General features: G+C 70.7%; 18 protein-coding genes. 13 read left to right on the top strand and 5 right to left on the bottom strand.

Features of this window, described 5'->3' with window-relative positions:
* Positions 1 to 28 precede the first annotated feature (28 nt).
* Complete coding sequence (locus ACRAKI_RS30960; protein ID WP_447004022.1) at positions 29 to 844, bottom strand: hypothetical protein; 816 nt, start codon at positions 842 to 844, stop codon at positions 29 to 31.
* 56 nt (positions 845 to 900) lie between these two features.
* Between ACRAKI_RS30960 and ACRAKI_RS30955 the strand changes: the two genes are divergently transcribed.
* Positions 901 to 1,674, top strand: a complete 774-nt coding sequence (locus tag ACRAKI_RS30955) for an enoyl-CoA hydratase-related protein (protein WP_447004021.1) — start codon at positions 901 to 903, stop codon at positions 1,672 to 1,674.
* A 44-nt stretch (positions 1,675 to 1,718) separates the two neighbouring features.
* On the opposite strand, the gene ACRAKI_RS30950 is transcribed toward ACRAKI_RS30955, so the two are convergent.
* The 3 genes from ACRAKI_RS30950 to ACRAKI_RS30940 form a co-directional block, all read right to left on the bottom strand.
* Positions 1,719 to 2,066 carry a DoxX family protein gene (locus tag ACRAKI_RS30950; RefSeq protein WP_447004020.1) on the bottom strand — a complete coding sequence of 116 codons (348 nt, stop codon included), beginning with the start codon at positions 2,064 to 2,066 and terminating at the stop codon, positions 1,719 to 1,721.
* Between the two features lie 126 nt (positions 2,067 to 2,192).
* Entirely contained in the window at positions 2,193 to 2,762 is a 570-nt protein-coding gene (locus tag ACRAKI_RS30945) for an N-acetyltransferase family protein (protein ID WP_447004019.1), read from the bottom strand.
* A 10-nt stretch (positions 2,763 to 2,772) separates the two neighbouring features.
* Complete coding sequence (locus tag ACRAKI_RS30940; RefSeq protein WP_447004018.1) at positions 2,773 to 3,309, bottom strand: NUDIX domain-containing protein; 537 nt, start codon at positions 3,307 to 3,309, stop codon at positions 2,773 to 2,775.
* 93 nt (positions 3,310 to 3,402) lie between these two features.
* Here ACRAKI_RS30940 and nucS point away from each other — a divergent pair, with 93 nt between their 5' ends.
* The 7 genes from nucS (at position 3,403) to ACRAKI_RS30905 (ending at position 11,493) form a co-directional block, all read left to right on the top strand.
* On the top strand, positions 3,403 to 4,062 hold the full coding sequence (gene nucS / locus ACRAKI_RS30935) for an endonuclease NucS (protein ID WP_447004017.1): 660 nt from the start codon (positions 3,403 to 3,405) through the stop codon (positions 4,060 to 4,062).
* Between the two features lie 311 nt (positions 4,063 to 4,373).
* Positions 4,374 to 5,981, top strand: a complete 1,608-nt coding sequence (locus ACRAKI_RS30930) for a TROVE domain-containing protein (RefSeq protein ID WP_447004016.1) — start codon at positions 4,374 to 4,376, stop codon at positions 5,979 to 5,981.
* A 112-nt stretch (positions 5,982 to 6,093) separates the two neighbouring features.
* Positions 6,094 to 6,516 (top strand): hypothetical protein, encoded by a 423-nt coding sequence (locus ACRAKI_RS30925; protein WP_447004015.1) that lies wholly within the window; start codon positions 6,094 to 6,096, stop codon positions 6,514 to 6,516.
* A 124-nt stretch (positions 6,517 to 6,640) separates the two neighbouring features.
* Entirely contained in the window at positions 6,641 to 8,326 is a 1,686-nt protein-coding gene (locus ACRAKI_RS30920) for a sodium:solute symporter family protein (protein WP_447004014.1), read from the top strand.
* 13 nt (positions 8,327 to 8,339) lie between these two features.
* Positions 8,340 to 8,624, top strand: a complete 285-nt coding sequence (locus ACRAKI_RS30915; protein WP_447004013.1) for a hypothetical protein — start codon at positions 8,340 to 8,342, stop codon at positions 8,622 to 8,624.
* A gap of 237 nt (positions 8,625 to 8,861) precedes the next feature.
* Positions 8,862 to 9,857 carry a hypothetical protein gene (locus ACRAKI_RS30910; RefSeq protein ID WP_447004012.1) on the top strand — a complete coding sequence of 332 codons (996 nt, stop codon included), beginning with the start codon at positions 8,862 to 8,864 and terminating at the stop codon, positions 9,855 to 9,857.
* 130 nt (positions 9,858 to 9,987) lie between these two features.
* Entirely contained in the window at positions 9,988 to 11,493 is a 1,506-nt protein-coding gene (locus ACRAKI_RS30905) for an aldehyde dehydrogenase family protein (RefSeq protein WP_447004011.1), read from the top strand.
* A gap of 18 nt (positions 11,494 to 11,511) precedes the next feature.
* Here the strand turns inward: ACRAKI_RS30905 and ACRAKI_RS30900 are convergent, their stop codons facing one another.
* Positions 11,512 to 12,519: an ABC transporter substrate-binding protein gene (locus tag ACRAKI_RS30900; RefSeq protein ID WP_447004010.1), complete on the bottom strand. Its 1,008-nt coding sequence runs from the start codon at positions 12,517 to 12,519 to the stop codon at positions 11,512 to 11,514.
* Between the two features lie 132 nt (positions 12,520 to 12,651).
* Between ACRAKI_RS30900 and dhaK the strand changes: the two genes are divergently transcribed.
* From dhaK to ACRAKI_RS30875, 5 genes are all read left to right on the top strand, one after another.
* Positions 12,652 to 13,653: a dihydroxyacetone kinase subunit DhaK gene (gene dhaK / locus ACRAKI_RS30895; protein WP_447004009.1), complete on the top strand. Its 1,002-nt coding sequence runs from the start codon at positions 12,652 to 12,654 to the stop codon at positions 13,651 to 13,653.
* Positions 13,653 to 14,282, top strand: a complete 630-nt coding sequence (dhaL, locus tag ACRAKI_RS30890; protein ID WP_447004008.1) for a dihydroxyacetone kinase subunit DhaL — start codon at positions 13,653 to 13,655, stop codon at positions 14,280 to 14,282. The genes dhaK and dhaL overlap by 1 nt, the downstream gene beginning before the upstream one ends.
* The gene (gene dhaM / locus ACRAKI_RS30885; RefSeq protein WP_447004007.1) at positions 14,279 to 14,950 is read left to right on the top strand and encodes a dihydroxyacetone kinase phosphoryl donor subunit DhaM; all 672 of its coding nucleotides are present in this window, start codon (positions 14,279 to 14,281) and stop codon (positions 14,948 to 14,950) included. Before dhaL ends, dhaM begins: the two co-directional genes overlap by 4 nt.
* A gap of 134 nt (positions 14,951 to 15,084) precedes the next feature.
* A complete protein-coding gene (locus ACRAKI_RS30880; RefSeq protein WP_447004006.1) occupies positions 15,085 to 16,863 on the top strand; it encodes a 3-hydroxyacyl-CoA dehydrogenase family protein in 1,779 nt (592 codons plus the stop codon).
* A 58-nt stretch (positions 16,864 to 16,921) separates the two neighbouring features.
* The gene (locus ACRAKI_RS30875) at positions 16,922 to 17,524 is read left to right on the top strand and encodes a DUF3558 family protein (RefSeq protein ID WP_447004005.1); all 603 of its coding nucleotides are present in this window, start codon (positions 16,922 to 16,924) and stop codon (positions 17,522 to 17,524) included.
* Positions 17,525 to 17,551: the final 27 nt, after the last annotated feature.

Here is a 17,551-nt window from a genome sequence, read left to right as displayed (position 1 = left end):
GCCGCAGCTGCCCCGAGCCCGACCGGGGTCAGCGCATCGCCACCGGGATGACGCCGTTGCTCTCGTCCACCAGCAGCCGGGCGCCCAAGGGCTCCTTGAGCTTCACCGGGTAGGGCTTGCTCCGGTACATCGCGTCACGGGCGCAGGTGCCGCCGCCGCCCGTCGTCCGCAGGCCGACCGTCACGAACGCCGCCCCCTCGGTCACCACGGGCTCGCTGACGGCCGGCTCCTCACCGGGGCACGGCGGCCCCGGGTCGGGCAGCTGGACGACCAGCTCCACCCCGTCGAACGCAACCGCGTGGTGCAGGGAGGCACCGACCTCGCCGAGCTTCCAGAACGCGTCCGGGGTGAGCGCCGGCCACGCCCACACGCTGCCGAACGCGCTGCGGAACCGCCACGCGGGCAGCTCCAGCTCTCCACGGTCGGTCCGGAACCCCGCCGTGCCCAGCTCGGCGCTCACCAGCTCCAGCGGCGGGCCTTGCGACCCGTCCTCGGACATCGCGTCCACCGCCTCCCGCACGCCGATCAGCGGCACCGTGGCCGGACCGTCGGGCAGCGTCACCGACATCGGCCCCGGTGTCGCGGGCTCCGCACCGGTGAACGCGAAGCGCCCGCCGCCCGCCGCCACCTTCTCGTCCTCGCTCCCGACCGACTCCACCTGCGCCGGCGGTGACCCGATCAGCACGATCGGACGGGGAACGGCGTGCACCGGGAAGTCGACCGGGGCGGGCGCGGTGGGGGCGCCGGGCGCGGTGGGCGCGCCGGGATCGAGGGGGAGTACCGCTGACGGCGTGCCGGCGCAGCCCGCCAGCAGCAGCCCGACGGCCACCAGGCGAAGTCTCATACCGACTGGACGGCAGTTCCCCGGCAGGTGGTTGCACGGCCGGTTACGGTCGCAACATGGCCGAATACCAGCACATCCGCGTCGATCGCACGGACGACGTCGTGCGCATCACCATGGACCGCGCCGCCCGGCGCAACTCGCTGTCCGCCGAGCACCTGGCGGAGCTGCTGACCGCGTTCCGCGAGGTCGCCGCGACCGACGCGGTGGGCGTGGTGCTCGCGGGCGAAGGGCCGGTGTTCTCCGCCGGGCACGACTTCGCCGACGTGTCGGCACGAGACCTGGAGGGCGTGCGCGAGCTGCTGACCCTGTGCACGGACCTCATGCGGACCATCGAGTCCGTGCCGCAGGTGGTGATCGCCAGGGTGCACGGCCTGGCCACGGCGGCAGGCTGCCAGCTGGTGGCGTCCTGCGACCTGGCGGTGGCGGCGGAGGAGGCCGGGTTCGCCCTGCCCGGTGGCAAGGCCGGCTGGTTCTGCCACACGCCCGCGGTACCGGTGGCGCGTTCCGTGGGGCGCAAGCGGTTGATGGAGATGGCGCTGACCGGTGACACCGTGGACGCGCGGACCGCCGAGCAGTGGGGCCTGGTGAACCGCGTCGTGCCGTTGGCGGAGCTGGACGACGCCGTGGGCGACCTGATGCGCCGGGCCACCAGGGGCAGCCGGGCCGGCAAGGCGTTGGGCAAGCAGACGATCTACGCCCAGCTGGACCGGCCGGAAGCCGACGCGTACGGCATCGCGCTGGAGGTCATGGCCGCCGCGTCCCAGACCCCGGCGGCCAAGGAGGGCATGTCGTCGTTCCTGGAGAAGCGCCCGGCGGTGTGGTCCGACTAGCTCACCCCCGTCCGGATCATCCCGTCCAGATCATCCCGTCCGGATCATCCCGTCTGGATCACCAGCGAGGCCACGGCCAGGACGAGGTACGCGGCGGGGAACGTCATGGTGCGGAAGGCGCGGGCGCGCACGTGGACGACGATCGCGCCCACGAAGAACGCCACCAGCCCGGTCGCCGCCGCGACCCCGACGACCGGCACCCCCAGCAGGCCGAGGAGGAGACCGGCGGCCCCGGCGGCTTTCAGCGCGCCCAGAGCGGGCAGCCAGTGCCGGGGCACGTCGACCGCGGCCGAGTTGGCCAGGACGAAGTCCGCTTCCAGGAAGTCGGCAACGGCCATGCCGGCGTTGGCCACGATCGTGAGGACGATGAGGACTACGTGAACGGCGGACATGAACCCTCCGGAACGTCGAGCGGGCAGACGGACATCTGCCCACTCGACGTGCTGCCCGGCCAGAAGGTGACCGGCCAGAAGGTGACCGGCGCGGAACCTGACCGGCGCGGAACCTGACCGGGGGAGCTATCCCACCCGCTTGTAGAACACGGTCGTCGGCCGCGGCACGCCGGTCGGGTCGGTGGCGTAGTCCGGGATGACGCCGACCTCCGTCCAGCCCGCCCGCCGGTAGAGCGGTTCGGCGGCCGAGCCGGTCTCGGTGTCCAGGACGAGCAGGGTCACGCCGCGCTCCGCCGCCGCACGCTCGGCCACGTCCAGCAGCGCGCGTCCCAGGCCCGCCCGCCGGGCGTCGCGGTGCACCAGCAGCTTGGCCACCTCGGCGCGGTGCGCGCCGTTGGGCATGGCGGCGAACCTCAGCTGGACGGTGCCGAGCACCCGCTCCCCGTCCCGCGCCACCCACAACACCAGCACGCCGTTGGCCACGGGGGCGGCCAGCGCACGCCACCACTCGACCGCCTCGTCGCGCGACAGGGGACCGAGGAAACCGACCGACGCGCCACCCTCGACGACGTCCAGCAGCACGTCGGCCAACCCGTCCGCGCACGCCAGCACACCGGCGGACGTCAGCTCCACCAACTCGGCCCGCACGGCGGTGGGTCCGCTCACGGCACCGGCCTCGTCCACCTGCTCGCTCACGGCTGCTCGCTCACGGCTGCGCGTTCTCGTGCAGCAGGAGCAGCGTGTAGGCGGCGATCGACTGGGCGTCGGTGATGTCACCCCGCGCGACCATCGCCTCGAACTCCGCCCGGGGGAACCACGCCGAGCGCATGTCCTGCTCCTCGTGCTCCCGCTCGTGGAAGCCCTCCGTGAGGTGGGTGGCGAGGAACACCCGGCCGCGCTGGCTCGACATGCCGGGCGCGACGTCGAGCACGCCCAGCTGCACCAGCCTGCCCGCCCGCAACCCGGTCTCCTCGCGCAGCTCGCGCTCGGCCAGCGCCATCGGGTCCACGTCGGCGCGGTCCGGCGCGGTGCCCTGCGGGAACTCCCAGCGCCGCAGGCCCAACGGGTAGCGGAACTGCTCGACGAGCCGCAGGCGCTCGCCGTCCATGGGGATCACCAGCGCGAAGTCCGGCTTGTCCACCACGCCGTAGATCCCGGTGGTGCCGTCCGCGCGCCCGATGGCGTCCTCCCGGACCACCATCCACTGGTTCGCGTACACCTCACGCGATCCGAGGGTTTCCACGATCACTCTCCCTGTGCCAACGACGACCGGGTGACACGTCGGCCGACGGTACCTGCCGGTGGATCAGGCCCCGCACCCCGTAGCCTGTCCGCCGTGCGCCTCGTCATCGCTCGCTGCAAAGTCGACTACGTCGGACGCCTCACCGCCCATCTGCCGATGGCGCAGCGGCTGCTGCTGATCAAGGCGGACGGCTCGGTGTCGATCCACTCCGACGACCGCGCGTACAAGCCGCTGAACTGGATGAGCCCGCCGTGCTGGCTGATCGAGGAACCGGACATGTGGGTGGTGCAGAACAAGGCGGGCGAGAAGCTGATCATCACGCTGGCCGAGGTGCTGCACGACTCCAAGCACGAGCTGGGCCCGGAGCCCGGCCTGGTCAAGGACGGTGTGGAGGCCGACCTCCAGAAGCTGCTGGCCGAGCACGTCACCACGCTCGGCGAGGGCTGGACCCTGGTCCGCCGCGAGTTCCCGACCCCGATCGGCCCGGTCGACCTGATGTGCCGGGACGCGTCCGGCGGCTCGGTCGCGGTGGAGATCAAGCGGCGCGGCGAGATCGACGGCGTGGAACAGCTGACCAGGTACCTGGAACTGCTCAACCGGGACCCGTTGCTCGCGCCGGTGAAGGGCGTGTTCGCGGCCCAGCTGATCAAGCCGCAGGCGCGCACGCTGGCCGAGGACCGCGGCATCCGCTGCGTCGTGCTGGACTACGACGTGCTGCGCGGGATCGAGTCGGACGAGTTCCGGTTGTTCTGAAAATCAGGTTGATCCGTGCCCGGCTCGGACTAGGCTTCCCCAGCACTCCCGGTGCGAGGTCTTGCGGCTACTTCCTGATAAGAATTCCACCGCGCGACCGGTTTGATCTCGGGAGCACCCAACTCCACACGTGCCCGGTGCGCAGGCGGGGGCTACTTCCTCTTCCCAAGGGGTGACGCGGGTTCGAATCCCGCCACCGACCGGTGGTCGGTGTCGTCCAGCGGCCCAGGACACCATCGTGCCTTCGCCGACTCCGATCTCGGGCACGTGTGAGGCTGTCGTCGCTCCCTCAGGAATCCCGAGGCCGAGCAATGAGCAAGTTCAACTCCGCGCACGTCCGCCCACTGGTGTCGAGCCCCGTCGTGTCCGAGTCCGTGCCGAGTGGGCTGACCCACGAGGGCGGCGCCGGGTACGCGCGCGACCCGCGGTCGGAGCTGTTCCTGCTCTCGGTCGCGAACATGGTCGGCGAGGAGACCTTCTACGAGACCTCGGACAAGCGGGACGACCGCTACGCCGAGCTGGTGCGTGCCGTGACCATCGCCGACCCCGGGTGGACGGCCCGGTTCCTGGCGTGGCTGCGCGGTGACGCGAACATGCGCTCCGCGTCCCTCGTCGGCGCCGCGCACTTCGTCAAGGCCCGCTTGGACGCCGGTGAGCACGGCATGTCCCGGCAGGTCGTGGACTCGGTGCTCCAGCGCGCGGACGAGCCCGGCGAGTTCCTGGCCTACTGGACCTCCCGCCACGGCCGGGCCCTGCCGAAGCCGGTCAAGCGCGGCGTGGGGGACGCTGTGCGGCGGCTGTACGACGAGCGCGCGCTGGTGAAGTGGGATTCGGAGGCCCGCGGCTTCCGGTTCGGCGACGTGCTCAACCTCGTGCACCCCTCGCCGGTCGACCGCGAGCAGGGTGACCTGTTCGCCCACGCCCTCGACCGCCGTCACGGCAGCCCCGACCCGGTCCCGGCGTCGCTGGGCGTGCTGCGTGCACGCGCGGAGCTGACGGCGTGGCCGGCGGAGCAGCGGCGCGCGCTGTTCCGGCAGGACCGGGACGCGGTCAGGTCGACCCTCCGCGACGCGGGCATGACGTGGGAGTCGGTCGCCGGGTGGCTCCAAGGCCCGATGACCGCCGACGTGTGGGAGGCGCTGGTCCCGTCGATGGGGTACATGGCGCAACTCCGCAACCTGCGCAACTTCGACGAGGCGGGCGTCTCGGACGAGGTGGCCGCGGAGGTCGCGGCGCGGCTGGCCGACCCGGAGCAGGTGGCGCGGTCCCGGCAGCTGCCGATGCGGTTCCTGTCGGCGTACCGGGCGGCGCCGTCGCTGCGGTGGGCGTGGGCGCTGGAGCGTGCCATCGCGCAGTCGCTCGCCAACGTGCCCGCGCTGGGCGGCCGGACGCTGGTCCTGGCGGACACGTCCAGCTCCATGCAGGCGGGGTTCAGCAGGGACGGTTCGCTGATGCGCTGGGACGCGGCGGCGGTGTTCGGCATCGCCCTCGGTCTGCGGTGCGCGGACGCCGACGTGGTGTCGTTCAGCTCCTCGCAGTACTACTCCAGCGACCCGCCCGGCGCGAGGACGATGGTGTTCCCCGTCCGGCCCGGCGAGTCGCTGCTGCGGTCGGTCGACCGGTGGAAGGCCGACGGCTACTTCCTCGGCGGCGGAACCGACACGTCCGGGGCCCTGCGCCGGCACTACGCCGGTCACGACCGCGTGGTGATCCTGACCGACGAGCAGTCCGACGAGGGCGACGTGCACCAGGCGCTGCCCGGGCACGTGCCGCTGTACACGTGGAACCTGGCCGGGTACCGGCACGGCCACGCGCCGAGCGGTGGACGTGACCGGCACGCGTTCGGCGGCTTGACCGACCAGGCCTTCCGGATGATCCCGTTGCTGGAGAGCGGTCGGAACGCCGACTGGCCCTTCTGAGGGTGGTTCCGCCGGTCCGCACAAGTGCGGGCCGGCGGAGGCCGTTCGGCCGCGTGGCAGGTCGGTTCCGGCGATATACGCTGACTTCCCGTCGACGGGCTTGGAGGCGTGCGTGCGAAGACCCGGTGCGCCGGTCCTGGTCGTGGTGCTCGCCCTGGTGCTGGCCGGCTGCGCCGGGGAGGAGCCCGTTCCGCTACCCGTGGTCACGCCGATGAGCTCCACCGCCGCTCCGGCGGCCGCACGTCTCGCGGCGCAGCCCCTGGCCGGTCACGCCGGTGGGGACGTCCGGCTCAGCGGTGAGGGTTATCCGGCGCTCGGGCGCGTGCTGTTCACCTTCCACGGACTCCAGGTCGGTGAGACCACGGCGGACGCGGCCGGGCGGTTCGCCGGGGTCCCGGTTCGCGTGCCCGACTCGTTCGGCGATTCCGCTCCGGGCACCCACTTCACCATTGGCGCCACCTCCGGGCCGATCTACGCCGAGACGCCGTTCGTCCTCACCGGAGTGGCGCTCACCCTCTCCGCACCTGGGGTTTAGCCGGGGGTAATTCATACCGGCAAGCCACACCGGGGTCCGCTACCGTCGGCTTGAGCGGCTGTGCGGTGGTGATCGATGGTGTCCGGCAGTGTCGGAGACGGTGTGATCGGGGAGGTGGGCGAAGGTGCCCGTGCTGGCCCAGGCGGATCTCAGGCTCGACGCCGGTCTGTTGGACTACAGCCTGTTGGCGATCTACTTCGTGTTCGTGCTCGGCATCGGCTTCCTGGCCCGCAGATCGGTTTCGTCGAGCCTGGACTTCCTGCTCTCCGGCCGTTCGCTGCCCGCGTGGGTGACGGGCCTGGCGTTCATCTCCGCCAACCTCGGCGCGATCGAACTGCTCGGCATGGCGGCCAACGGCGCGCAGTACGGCATGGCGACCGTGCACTACTACTGGATCGGCGCGATCCCGGCCATGGTCTTCCTCGGCCTGGTGATGATGCCGTTCTACTACGGCTCCAAGGTCCGCAGCGTCCCGGAGTTCCTGCGCCGCCGCTTCGGCAAGGGCGCGCACCTGGTCAACGCGATCAGCTTCGCCGCGGCCCAGGTGCTGATCGCGGGCGTGAACCTGTACGCGCTGGCGTTCCTGCTGAACCTCATGCTCGGCTGGCCGATCCCGCTGTCCGTGGTCATCGCGGCGGCGATCGTGCTCACCTACACGGCGCTGGGCGGCCTGTCGGCGGCGATCTACAACGAGGTGCTGCAGTTCTTCGTGATCATCGCGGCCCTGTTGCCGCTGACCATCGTCGGGCTGCACAAGGTGGGCGGGTGGGACGGTCTGGTCGCTCGGGTCACCGGCGGTCCGGGTGGGGCCGAACAGCTGTCCGCGTGGCCCGCGACCGAGCTGACGGGCATCCAGAACCCGGTGCTGAGCGTGATCGGCATCGTCTTCGGCCTCGGCTTCGTGCTGTCGTTCGGCTACTGGACGACGAACTTCGCCGAGGTGCAGCGCGCGCTGTCGGCCAAGAGCATGTCGGCTGCCCGGCGCACGCCGATCATCGGCGCGTACCCCAAGATGCTGATCCCGTTCGTGATCATCATTCCGGGCATCATCGCGGCGCTGGTCGTGCCCGAGATGGTGGCGCTCAAGGCCGGCGACGACTCCAGCGGGGTCACCTACAACAACGCGTTGCCCGCGTTGATCGGTGAGCTGTTGCCGAACGGCATGCTCGGCATCGCGATCACGGGTCTGATGGCGTCGTTCATGGCGGGTGTCGCGGCGAACGTGTCCAGCTTCAACACCGTGTTCACGTACGACCTGTGGCAGGACTACGTCCGCAAGGGCCGCCCGGACGAGTACTACCTCCGGGTCGGCCGGCTGGCCACGATCGGCGGCACGGTGGTCGCCATCGGCACCGCGTTCCTCGCGGCCGGCTACGGCAACATCATGGACTACATCCAGGCGCTGTTCTCGTTCTTCAACGCGCCGCTGTTCGCCACGTTCATCCTGGCCATGTTCTGGAAGCGGATGTCGGCCGCGGCCGGTTGGGCCGGCCTGGTCGCGGGCACGGTCGCGGCGGTGGCGGTGTTCGTGCTCGCGGAGACGGGCGTGCTGGACCTGCCGGGCCAGGGCGCCAGCTTCATCGGCGCGGGCGCGGCGTTCGCGGTCGACATCGTGGTCAGCGTGGTGGTCACGCTGTTCACCCGGCCGGTGCCGGAGGAACGGCTGGTCGGGCTGGTCTACAGCATGACGCCCAAGGAGGACCGGATGCACTCCACCACCGGTGACGACGCCGGGTGGTACCGGTCGCCGCTGCTGCTGGGCATCGGCGTGCTGGCGCTGACCTTCGTGCTCAACATCATCTTCGGCTGAGGGGTAGGTCGTCATGGCGCACAAGGCCGGTCTGTTCGACCTGCGACTGGTGATCGCGCTGCTCTTCGCCATCTTCGGCGCGGTGTTGCTGGTGGTCGGTCTCGGGTTCACGGAGGAGTCCGACCTGGCGAAGGCGGACGGGCTCAACATCAACCTGTGGTCCGGGGTGGGGATGATCGTCCTGTCGGTGCTGTTCGCCGGCTGGGCCGCGTTGCGGCCGGTGATCGTGCCGGAGCCGGGTGTGCCCGACCCGGAGGATCCCGATTTGGGCGGGCCGGCCCCTGTGGGGACCGAGTGACCGGGGACCGGGCGATCAACGCGGGGGGTAGACCGGGTTGAACGCCTCGACGGTCCAGGTGTCGAGCCACTGGACGGCGCGTCGGATGCGGGTGCGCACGCGCTGCTCCTCTCGTCGGTTCCATCGGGGTCACCTGGTGCAGCGCGTCGATCTTCTGAATCGTTCCCGAGCGTCGCCGTGAGGGCGAACACAGGGTTCTCGCCCCGAATGGCGCAGTCGGTCGCTACCGTGCACGTCGTGCACCGTCTCGTCGCCGTCCTGAGCGCGATCCTCCTGGTGGCCGGCTGCGCCGGCACGGATCTGGCCAAGCAGAGGTTTCCGCGCACCACCATCCCGGCGAACGCGGAGAACGTGTCCGACCCGACCGGGACGTCCCGCAGCACGCCGGCGCCGGGCGGCGAACCGGTCGAACCGGTGTTCGCGCCGGACAAGGTCCGCCTGATCGACCCCTGCGAGCTGCTGGACGAAGAGGTGCTGAAGCAGTTCGGCACGCCGGGGCGCCGGTCGGGCAGCGGGTTCAGCAGGTGCTCGAACTTCATGAAGGACAAGGCGGGCAAGGACCTCGCGGTCACCGTCGAACTCGGCCAGACCATGACGTCGGAGCTGAAGAACGCCGACAAGCAGCTCGCCGGCTTGCGCAGCCACGAGCAGACGCTGGAGAACAGCGCCTGCTTCGTCTCGGTGATCACCCAGGAGAAGCCGGGCCTGGGCATCACCGTGCAGATCGGCTACGAGGACGGCGACGCGTGCACGCCCGGCCGGGTGGTCGCGGAGTCGGTGGTCAAGCGGATCAGGGCCGACGCGCCGACCCGGACGCCTGCCAAGGGCTCGCTGATCACGCTGGAGCCCTGCGTGCTGCCGGACCAGGCGGCGATCGACGCCGCGGTGGGCGCCGACCACCGCCTGTACCCGTACGGGTTGCACAACTGCTCCTGGGTGGGTGACGACCGCGAGCTGACGCTCGACTTCCGCGCCACGTTCGTTCCGCGCGACCGCGACTTCGACGACAAGCAGACCGAGGTCGACCTGGGCGGCGGGGTGACCGGCTACCAGGTGGACAGCGTCACGGCGTTCCCGTCGTGCGAGGTCAAGTGGGTACAGCTGGTCGGCGAGGACAACGAGGGCGAGGTCGTCGAGGTGAAGTCGGCCGGGCCGAAGGACTCGCAGTTCGACCGGTGCGCCACGGCTGTGGCGTTCGCCAAGGCGTTGGTGGGGAAGATCCCGAAGGCCTGATCGGGTGCGTTGGCCGGGTCGGCGGGTGCCGGTCGGGGTGGGTGGGCTCTCAGCCGGGGGCTGACATCATCCGGAGTTACCCGTTACTGTCGAGTAACGCCCGCGTTCGTGTACGTGCTTGGAGGGCCCGATGACGCAGACCGCTCCCACCACTCCGGCACGGGTCGAGGACGAGGGGCAGCGGTTCGCCTCGCTGGACCCGCGCACCGGCGAGGTCGTCGGCCACCACCCCGTGGCGTCGGAGGACGACGTCCGGGAAGCCGTCCGGATGGCGCGTGACGCGTCCGCGTTCTGGGCCGGGCTCGGGTTCGACGGTCGGCGTGCCCGGCTGGACGCCTGGAGGAAGGTGCTGGTCAAACGGCTGGACGAGCTCCAGGCGTTGATCAGCGCGGAGACCGGGAAGTCCGCCGACGACGCGCGGACCGAGTTGGCGTTGGTGATCGACCACCTGCACTGGGCGGCCAAGCACGCGCCGAAGGTGCTGGGCAAGCGCAGGATCTCGCCCGGCATGCTCATGTACAACCACTCGGCGTCGCTGGAGTACCGGCCGCTGGGTGTGGTCGGGGTGATCGGGCCGTGGAACTACCCGGCGTTCACGCCGATGGGGTCGATCGCGTACGCGTTGGCGGCGGGGAACGCGGTGGTGTTCAAGCCGTCCGAGTTCACGCCGGGGGTGGGGGTGTTCCTGGCGTCCACGTTCGGTGAGGTCGTGCCGGAGTTCCCGGTGTTCCAGACCGTGACCGGGTTCGGCGCCACGGGGGCCGCGTTGTGCGCGGCCGGGGTGGACAAGCTGGCGTTCACCGGGTCCACGCCGACCGGCAAGAAGGTCATGGCGGCTTGTGCGGCCTCGTTGACCCCCGTGTTGTTGGAGTGCGGCGGCAAGGACCCGATGATCGTGGCCGAGGACGCCGACGTGCGGGCGGCGGCCGATGGCGCGGTGTGGGGCGGGATCTTCAACGCCGGGCAGACCTGCGCCGGCGTCGAGCGGGTCTACGTGGCCGGGGCCGTGTACGACGAGTTCGTCGCGCTGGTGACCGAGAAGGCGTCGAAGCTGAAGCCCGGTGGCCAGTCGAACGCCGACTTCGGGCCGATCACCATGCCCGCGCAGGTCGGGATCATCCAGTCGCACGTCGCGGACGCGTTGGAGCGCGGGGCGCGGGCGGTCGTGGGTGGGCTGGAGTCGATCCGGGCGCCGTACGTCGAGCCGGTGGTCCTGGTGGACGTGCCGGCTGATGCCAAGGCGGCCGTGGAGGAGACGTTCGGGCCCACGTTGGTGATCAACCGGGTCGCGGATGCGGACGAGGCCGTCCGGCAGGCCAACTCGCTGTCCTACGGGTTGGGTGCTTCCGTGTTCTCCCGGAACCGGGGCGAGGAGCTGGCGGACAAGCTGCGGTGCGGCATGGTGTCCGTGAACTCCGTCCTGGCCTACGCGTCGGTGCCCGGATTGCCGTTCGGCGGGGTCGGCGACTCCGGGTTCGGACGCGTGCACGGCGAGGACGGGCTGCGGGAGTTCACGTACGCCCACGCCGTCACCCGGAAGCGGTTCGCCGCGATGCTCAACCCGATGACCTACGACCGGGGGTCCCGGACCATTCGGCGCGTGCTCCGGCTGGTCCGGGTGCTGTACGGGCGGTAGGTCACCGGGTCGGGGTGGTCAGCCGGCGGCGAGGGTCTCCTCCAGGTCGGTCAGGACCTCTTCGGCGGCCAGGACGCCCAGACCCAGGAACCAGGTCTCGTCGCTCACGGGCTTGGCCTGGCCCGCCTTGACCGCGCCGAGGGTCTGCCACAGCGGGCCGCCCAGGACTTGCTGCTGGGCGGTCTTGGTCTGGTCTCCGTAGGTGCCGATGAGGATCCAGTCGGCGTCGGCCTGGCTGATCTGCTCCGTGCTGACCTCGACCGCGAGGTCGTCCGCCTGGCTCGCCGGTGGCTGGGGGATGCCGGCGTCGATCAGGATGGTGCCGATGAACGACTTCTCGGCGTAGAGCCTGGTCTTGCCCGGCATGAAGCGGAGCATGGTGACGGTGGGGCGCTTGCCCGCCTCGCGCTCGATGGTCTCGCCGACCTGCTTGGCGTGCGCCTCGTAGTCGCCGATCAGCTTCTCGGCCTCTTCGACGCGGTCGAGCGCCGCGGCGTTGAGGCGGAAGTTGTCCTTCCAGGTGTAGCCCGGTCGGACGGCGAAGACGGTCGGTGCGATCTCGGACAGCTTCGGGTACTGCTGCTCCGCGCGCAGCTGGGAGCCGATGATGAGGTCCGGCTGGAGCTTGGCGATGGTCTCCAGGTTGAGGCTGGTGATGCCGCCGACGTTCTCGGGGGCGCCCGCCTTGTCGCCGACGTAGGTCGGCATCGTGGGCGCGCCGTCCGGGTAGGCGACGCCGACCGGCTCGATGCCCAGGGCCACCACGTTGTCGAGTTCGCCGCCGTCGAGGACGACCACCCGTTCGGGGCGCTCCTCGATGACCGTCTCGCCCAGGGCGTGCTTGATCGTCCGGGGGAACTGGCCCGGTCGGGCGTCGGTGCCGAAGCCGGCGCTCTTGCGGCCCGCCTGACCGAACTCCGAGCCACCCTGGGCCACTGCGGGCTTGTCCGCGGGGGTCTCCGCCTGGCCGCACGCGCCGAGGGCGAGTGCGGCGACGAGCAGGGCCGCGATCCTGGTGTGTGCCACGCTGGGGGGTTCCTCCGCTACTCCAGGTCACTGACCTGCTGTTGTTAGGGCAGCCTCACCGTAGCTCCCGCTTTCCGGGCCGCTTCCGGTGGAGTAGTAATGGGGTGATCAGCGTCGATCGGGAGGTCACCCGTGAAGAAGATCATCAACGATCCGGCGACAGTGGTGGTGGACGCGTTGCGCGGGATGGCGCTCGCGCACGCGGACCTGCTGGACATCCAGTACGAACCGGCGGTGGTGGTTCGGGCGGATGCTCCGGTGCCTCGCAAGGTGGCTCTGATCTCCGGCGGCGGGTCGGGGCACGAGCCGTTGCACGGCGGGTTCGTCGGGCGCGGGATGCTCGACGCTGCCTGTCCCGGAGCCGTGTTCACCTCCCCTACGCCTGACCAGGTCGCGGCGGCCGTGACGCGCACCGACGGCGGCGCGGGGGCGTTGTTGATCGTGAAGAACTACACCGGTGACGTGCTGAACTTCGAGACCGCCGCAGAGTTGGCCGGTGCGGACGGCGTCGACGTCCGCACCGTCGTGATAGATGACGACGTCGCGGTCAAGGACTCGCTGTTCACCGCCGGTCGGCGCGGTGTGGGTGGGACCGTCCTGGTGGAGAAGATCGTCGGGGCCGCGGCGGAACGCGGGGTCGACCTCGACGGGTGTGAGGCGCTGGCGCGGCGGGTCGTCTCGCGGGTCCGGTCGATGGGGCTGGCGTTGGAGGCGTGCACCGTCCCGCACGCGGGCGAGCCGTCGTTCACGCTGGCCGACGACGAGATGGAGCTGGGCATCGGCATCCACGGTGAGCCCGGTCGTCAGCGGGTGAAGGTGGGGACGGCGGAGCAGCTGGTGCCCGCTCTGCTGGACCCGATCCTGGAGGACCTGCCGTTCGGGGACGGGGACCGGGTCCTGCTGTTCACGAACGGGATGGGTGGGACGCCGCTGATCGAGTTGTACCTGGCGCACGGGATCGCGGAACGGCTCCTCGCGGAACGGGGGATCACGGTGGAGCGGCGGCTGGTCGGTCCGTACGTCACGAGCCTGGAGATGCAGGGCATGAGCCTGACCTTGTTGAAGCTGGACGACGAGATGGTCGAGCTGTGGGACGCGCCCGTGCACACCCCGGCGCTGCGGTGGGGTGTCTGATGGAGTGCACGGCGGAGACCCTCGCCGAGGCGATGCGGGCGGTGGCGGCGGTCGTGGTGGAGCACCGCGACGAGCTGCTGCGGTTGGACCGGGAGATCGGCGACGGCGACCACGGCGAGAACATGGCCCGCGGGTTCACCGCGTTGGCGTCCAAACTGGACGGTGAGGCCCCCGCGTCGCCGGGTGGGGTGCTGAGGTTGGCGGCGACCACCTTGATCTCGACGGTCGGCGGCGCTGCCGGGCCGCTCTACGGGACGGCGTTCCTGCGTGCGGCCACGTCGGTCGGTGATGTCGCGTCGCTGGACGGTGTGGCGGTCGCGGAGGCGCTGCGGGCCGCGCTGGACGGCGTTGTGGCGCGGGGCAAGGCCGAGGTGGGGGACAAGACGATGGTCGACGCCCTCACGCCTGCGGTGGCTGCTGCCGAGTCCGCGGCGGGCAGTGGCGGCGGGGTGGCCGAGGTGTTGTCGGCGGCGGCCGACGCGGCGGAGCTGGGCGCCGACTCCACGGTGCCGCTGGTGGCCCGGAAGGGGCGTGCGTCGTACCTGGGCGAGCGCAGCGCCGGGCACCTCGATCCGGGGGCGCGGTCGACGTCGTTGCTGTTGAGGACGCTGGCGGGGAGGGTGCGGTGATCGGGCTGGTGGTGGTGTCGCACAGCCGGCAGTTGGCGTCGGGCGTGGCAGAGCTGGCCGGGCAGATGGCGCCCTCGGTGAAGATCGTGCCTTCCGGTGGCGATGGTTCGGGTGGCTTGGGGACGGACTACGCGGCGGTGGGGGAGGCCATCGCGCAGGCCGATTCGGGTGCCGGTGTGGTCGTCCTGTTCGATCTCGGTAGCGCCAAGATGGTCGCTGACATGGCCGCTGAAGAGGCTGTCGGGTCGGTGGTCGTCGTGGACGCGCCGTTGGTCGAGGGTGCCGTGGCCGCTGCCGTTCGCGCGCAGGGTGGCGCCGGGTTGTCGGAGGTGGCGGCTGCTGCTGCTTCGGCTGCTTCTGCTTCTGCTTCCGCTGGGGCTGGGGCTGGGGCCGAGGACGGGGAGTCGGTCCGGGCGGAGGTCGCGCTGACGAACTCCGTCGGGCTGCACGCCCGGCCGGCGGCGTTGGTGGCCCGGGCGTTGGACGCGTTGGACGCCACGGTGGTGGTCCGGTTCGGGGACGAGGAGGCGGACGCCAAGAGCGTGTTGGCGTTGATGGGTTTGGGCGCGCCCGGTGGTGCCCGGATCGAGGTCGTGGCCAGTGGGGCCGACGCTGCCGAGGCCGTGCGGAGGGTGGAGGAACTGGCCGCGCGGCGGTTCGACGAATGAGCTGTTGAGACGTCCCTGGACCGATTACTTGCACGATACCGATGGTGAAGCTCACGCGAACGACGCGTGACGGCCGTGGGATAGTCGCGACAAGTTACCGTCCGGTAGCCACTCCGGTGAGTGGGAGGTACACAGTGACGCGCCAGTTCAACACGGTCGGAATCGTCGGTCTCGGCACCATGGGCGCCGGTATCGCCGAGGTGCTTGCCCGGACCGGCGTCACTGTCGTGGCCGTGGACGTGGACGAGTCCGCCCTGGACCGCGGACGCGGTCACCTGACCCACTCGACGGACCGCGCCGTGGCGGGCGGGAAGCTGTCCGCGGAGGAGCGGGACGCCACGTTGGCGCGCATCTCCTACGCCACGTCGCTGGACGCGTTGGCCGGCGCCGACCTCGTGATCGAGGCGGTGCCGGAGCGGATGGAGCTCAAGGCCGAGGTGTTCACCGAGCTGGACCGGATCTGCGGCCCCGACGCGGTGTTCGCGTCCAACACGTCGTCGTTGTCGATCACCGAGATCGGTGTCCACACCGGACGGCCGGGCAAGGTCGTCGGCATGCACTTCTTCAACCCCACGCCGGTGTTGAAGCTCGTCGAGGTGATCCGGACGGTCGTCACCGAGCCGGACGTGGTGACCGACGTGGTCGCGTTCGTCGAAGGGCTGGGCAAGACGCCGGTCGTGATCGGCGACCGGGCCGGGTTCATCGCCAACGCGCTGCTGTTCGGGTACCTGAACCACGCGGTCCGGATGTACGAATCCCGTTACGCGACGAGGGAGGACCTCGACGCGGCCATGCGGTACGGCTGCGGCTACCCGATGGGCCCGCTGGCGCTGCTCGACCTGATCGGGTTGGACACCGCGTACGAGATCCTCGACACGATGTACCACCAGTCGCGCAACCGCCTGCACGCGCCCGCGCCGTTGCTCAAGCAGATGATCACGGCGGGGCTGCTGGGCCGGAAGAGCGGGCGCGGCTTCTACACCTACGACGCGCCCGACTCACCTGTCGTCGTGCCGGACGTGCACACGCCGGTGGCCGCGGCGGAAGGCGTGCCCGCTCGTGAGGTCCAGCGGGTCGGCGTGATCGGCACCGGGACCATGGCCACCGGCATCGTCGAGGTGTTCGCCAAGCGCGGGTACGACGTGGTGCTGCGGGCGCGGTCGTCCGAGAAGGCTGCCGCCGCCGTGGCCAAGGTGGGCAAGTCGTTGGACAAGGCGGTGTCACGGGGCAAGCTCGCCGCGGACGACCGTGATGCGTCGCTGGCCCGGATCACGCCCGCCGTGGAGTTCTCGGACCTGGCCGACTGCGACCTGGTGGTCGAGGCGGTGGCCGAGGAGCTGTCGGTCAAGAAGGCCGTGTTCGAGGCCTTGGACGAGGTGTGCAAGCCGGGTGCCGTGCTGGCGACCACGACGTCGTCGCTGCCCGTGATCGAGTGCGCCGCCGCCACCGCGCGGCCCGGTGACGTGGTCGGCCTGCACTTCTTCAACCCGGCGCAGGTGATGAAGCTGGTCGAGGTGGTGGAGACGATCTCCACGTCGGCCGACGTCGTGGCCACCGCCCGGCGGGTGTGCCTGGACCTGGGCAAGGTGCCGGTGCACTGCGGCGACCGGGCCGGGTTCATCGTCAACGCGCTGCTGTTCCCGTACCTGAACGACGCGGTGAAGATGCTGGAGGCGCACTACGCGGTGGCCGACGACATCGACAACGCGATGAAGGTCGGCTGCTCGCTGCCGATGGGGCCGTTCGAACTGCTGGACGTGGTGGGGCTGGACGTGTCGCTGGCGATCGAGCGGACGCTCTACCTGGAGTTCCGTGAAGCAGGCTTCGCCCCCGCGCCGTTGTTGGAGCACCTGGTGAAGGCCGGGAGGCTGGGGCGCAAGACCGGCAAGGGCTTCCGCGACTACTCGGTCTGAGGGCCGGTTACGCGGCCTGATGGAGTGGCGTGAATCGGCGTTTGGCATCGTGGGCACCATGCGGCGTGTGGTGATCTCGCTCCTGGTGGTGGCGTTCGGTCTGACGAGCGCTTGCGCGTACACGGTCAACGGGACTCCGGTGGCGGAACAGGTGCTCGACGTAGACCCGCCGTTCACCTCGACCAAGCCCACGCCGACGGGGTCCGGCAAGTCGTCCACCAAGCCGAAGCCGTCGCCTTCGGGCGAGCCGTCGGCAGTGGGCGACATCTGCTCGTTGATCGGGTGGAAGGACTTGCCGTACGAGGTGCCCGACAAGGGCGCTGAGCCCACCGACACCGGGTACGACACGTCGTTCGACCAGTCGTGCAAGTGGCAGACGTCGGTCGAATCGCTGGACGTGGGCGTCACCCTCAGGTTCCGCGAGGGAAGGCCGATCACGCTGGAGCAGAGCAACGGCGAGTTCGACTTGGCGGACCGGAAGGTGACGTACTTCGACCGGACCACGGACACGTCGGTGCAGCCGTCGTGCGTGCTGGTGATGGACTACGCCGGGGGCGGCATCGGGATCATCGTGATCGACGGCTCGGCCCGGTTCGGCGCCATCTGCGACCAGGGCAAGAAGGTGGCCGAGGTCCTGTTGTCGAAGGAACCCACCGGCTGACCCGGCAGTTGACGGTCGGCCCCGCCG

It is taken from the genome of Saccharothrix isguenensis (assembly GCF_052936305.1).
This window is presented reverse-complemented; position numbering and strand designations above follow the sequence as displayed.

Coding starts and splice junctions, on each gene's coding strand:
- ACRAKI_RS30950 (WP_447004020.1), bottom strand. CDS start 2,066: ATGTCCGCCGTTCACGTAGTCCTCATCGTCCTCACGATCGTGGCCAAC.
- ACRAKI_RS30905 (WP_447004011.1), top strand. CDS start 9,988: ATGACGCAGACCGCTCCCACCACTCCGGCACGGGTCGAGGACGAGGGG.
- ACRAKI_RS30930 (WP_447004016.1), top strand. CDS start 4,374: ATGAGCAAGTTCAACTCCGCGCACGTCCGCCCACTGGTGTCGAGCCCC.
- ACRAKI_RS30955 (WP_447004021.1), top strand. CDS start 901: ATGGCCGAATACCAGCACATCCGCGTCGATCGCACGGACGACGTCGTG.
- ACRAKI_RS30915 (WP_447004013.1), top strand. CDS start 8,340: ATGGCGCACAAGGCCGGTCTGTTCGACCTGCGACTGGTGATCGCGCTG.
- dhaL (WP_447004008.1), top strand. CDS start 13,653: ATGGAGTGCACGGCGGAGACCCTCGCCGAGGCGATGCGGGCGGTGGCG.
- ACRAKI_RS30960 (WP_447004022.1), bottom strand. CDS start 844: ATGAGACTTCGCCTGGTGGCCGTCGGGCTGCTGCTGGCGGGCTGCGCC.
- ACRAKI_RS30875 (WP_447004005.1), top strand. CDS start 16,922: ATGCGGCGTGTGGTGATCTCGCTCCTGGTGGTGGCGTTCGGTCTGACG.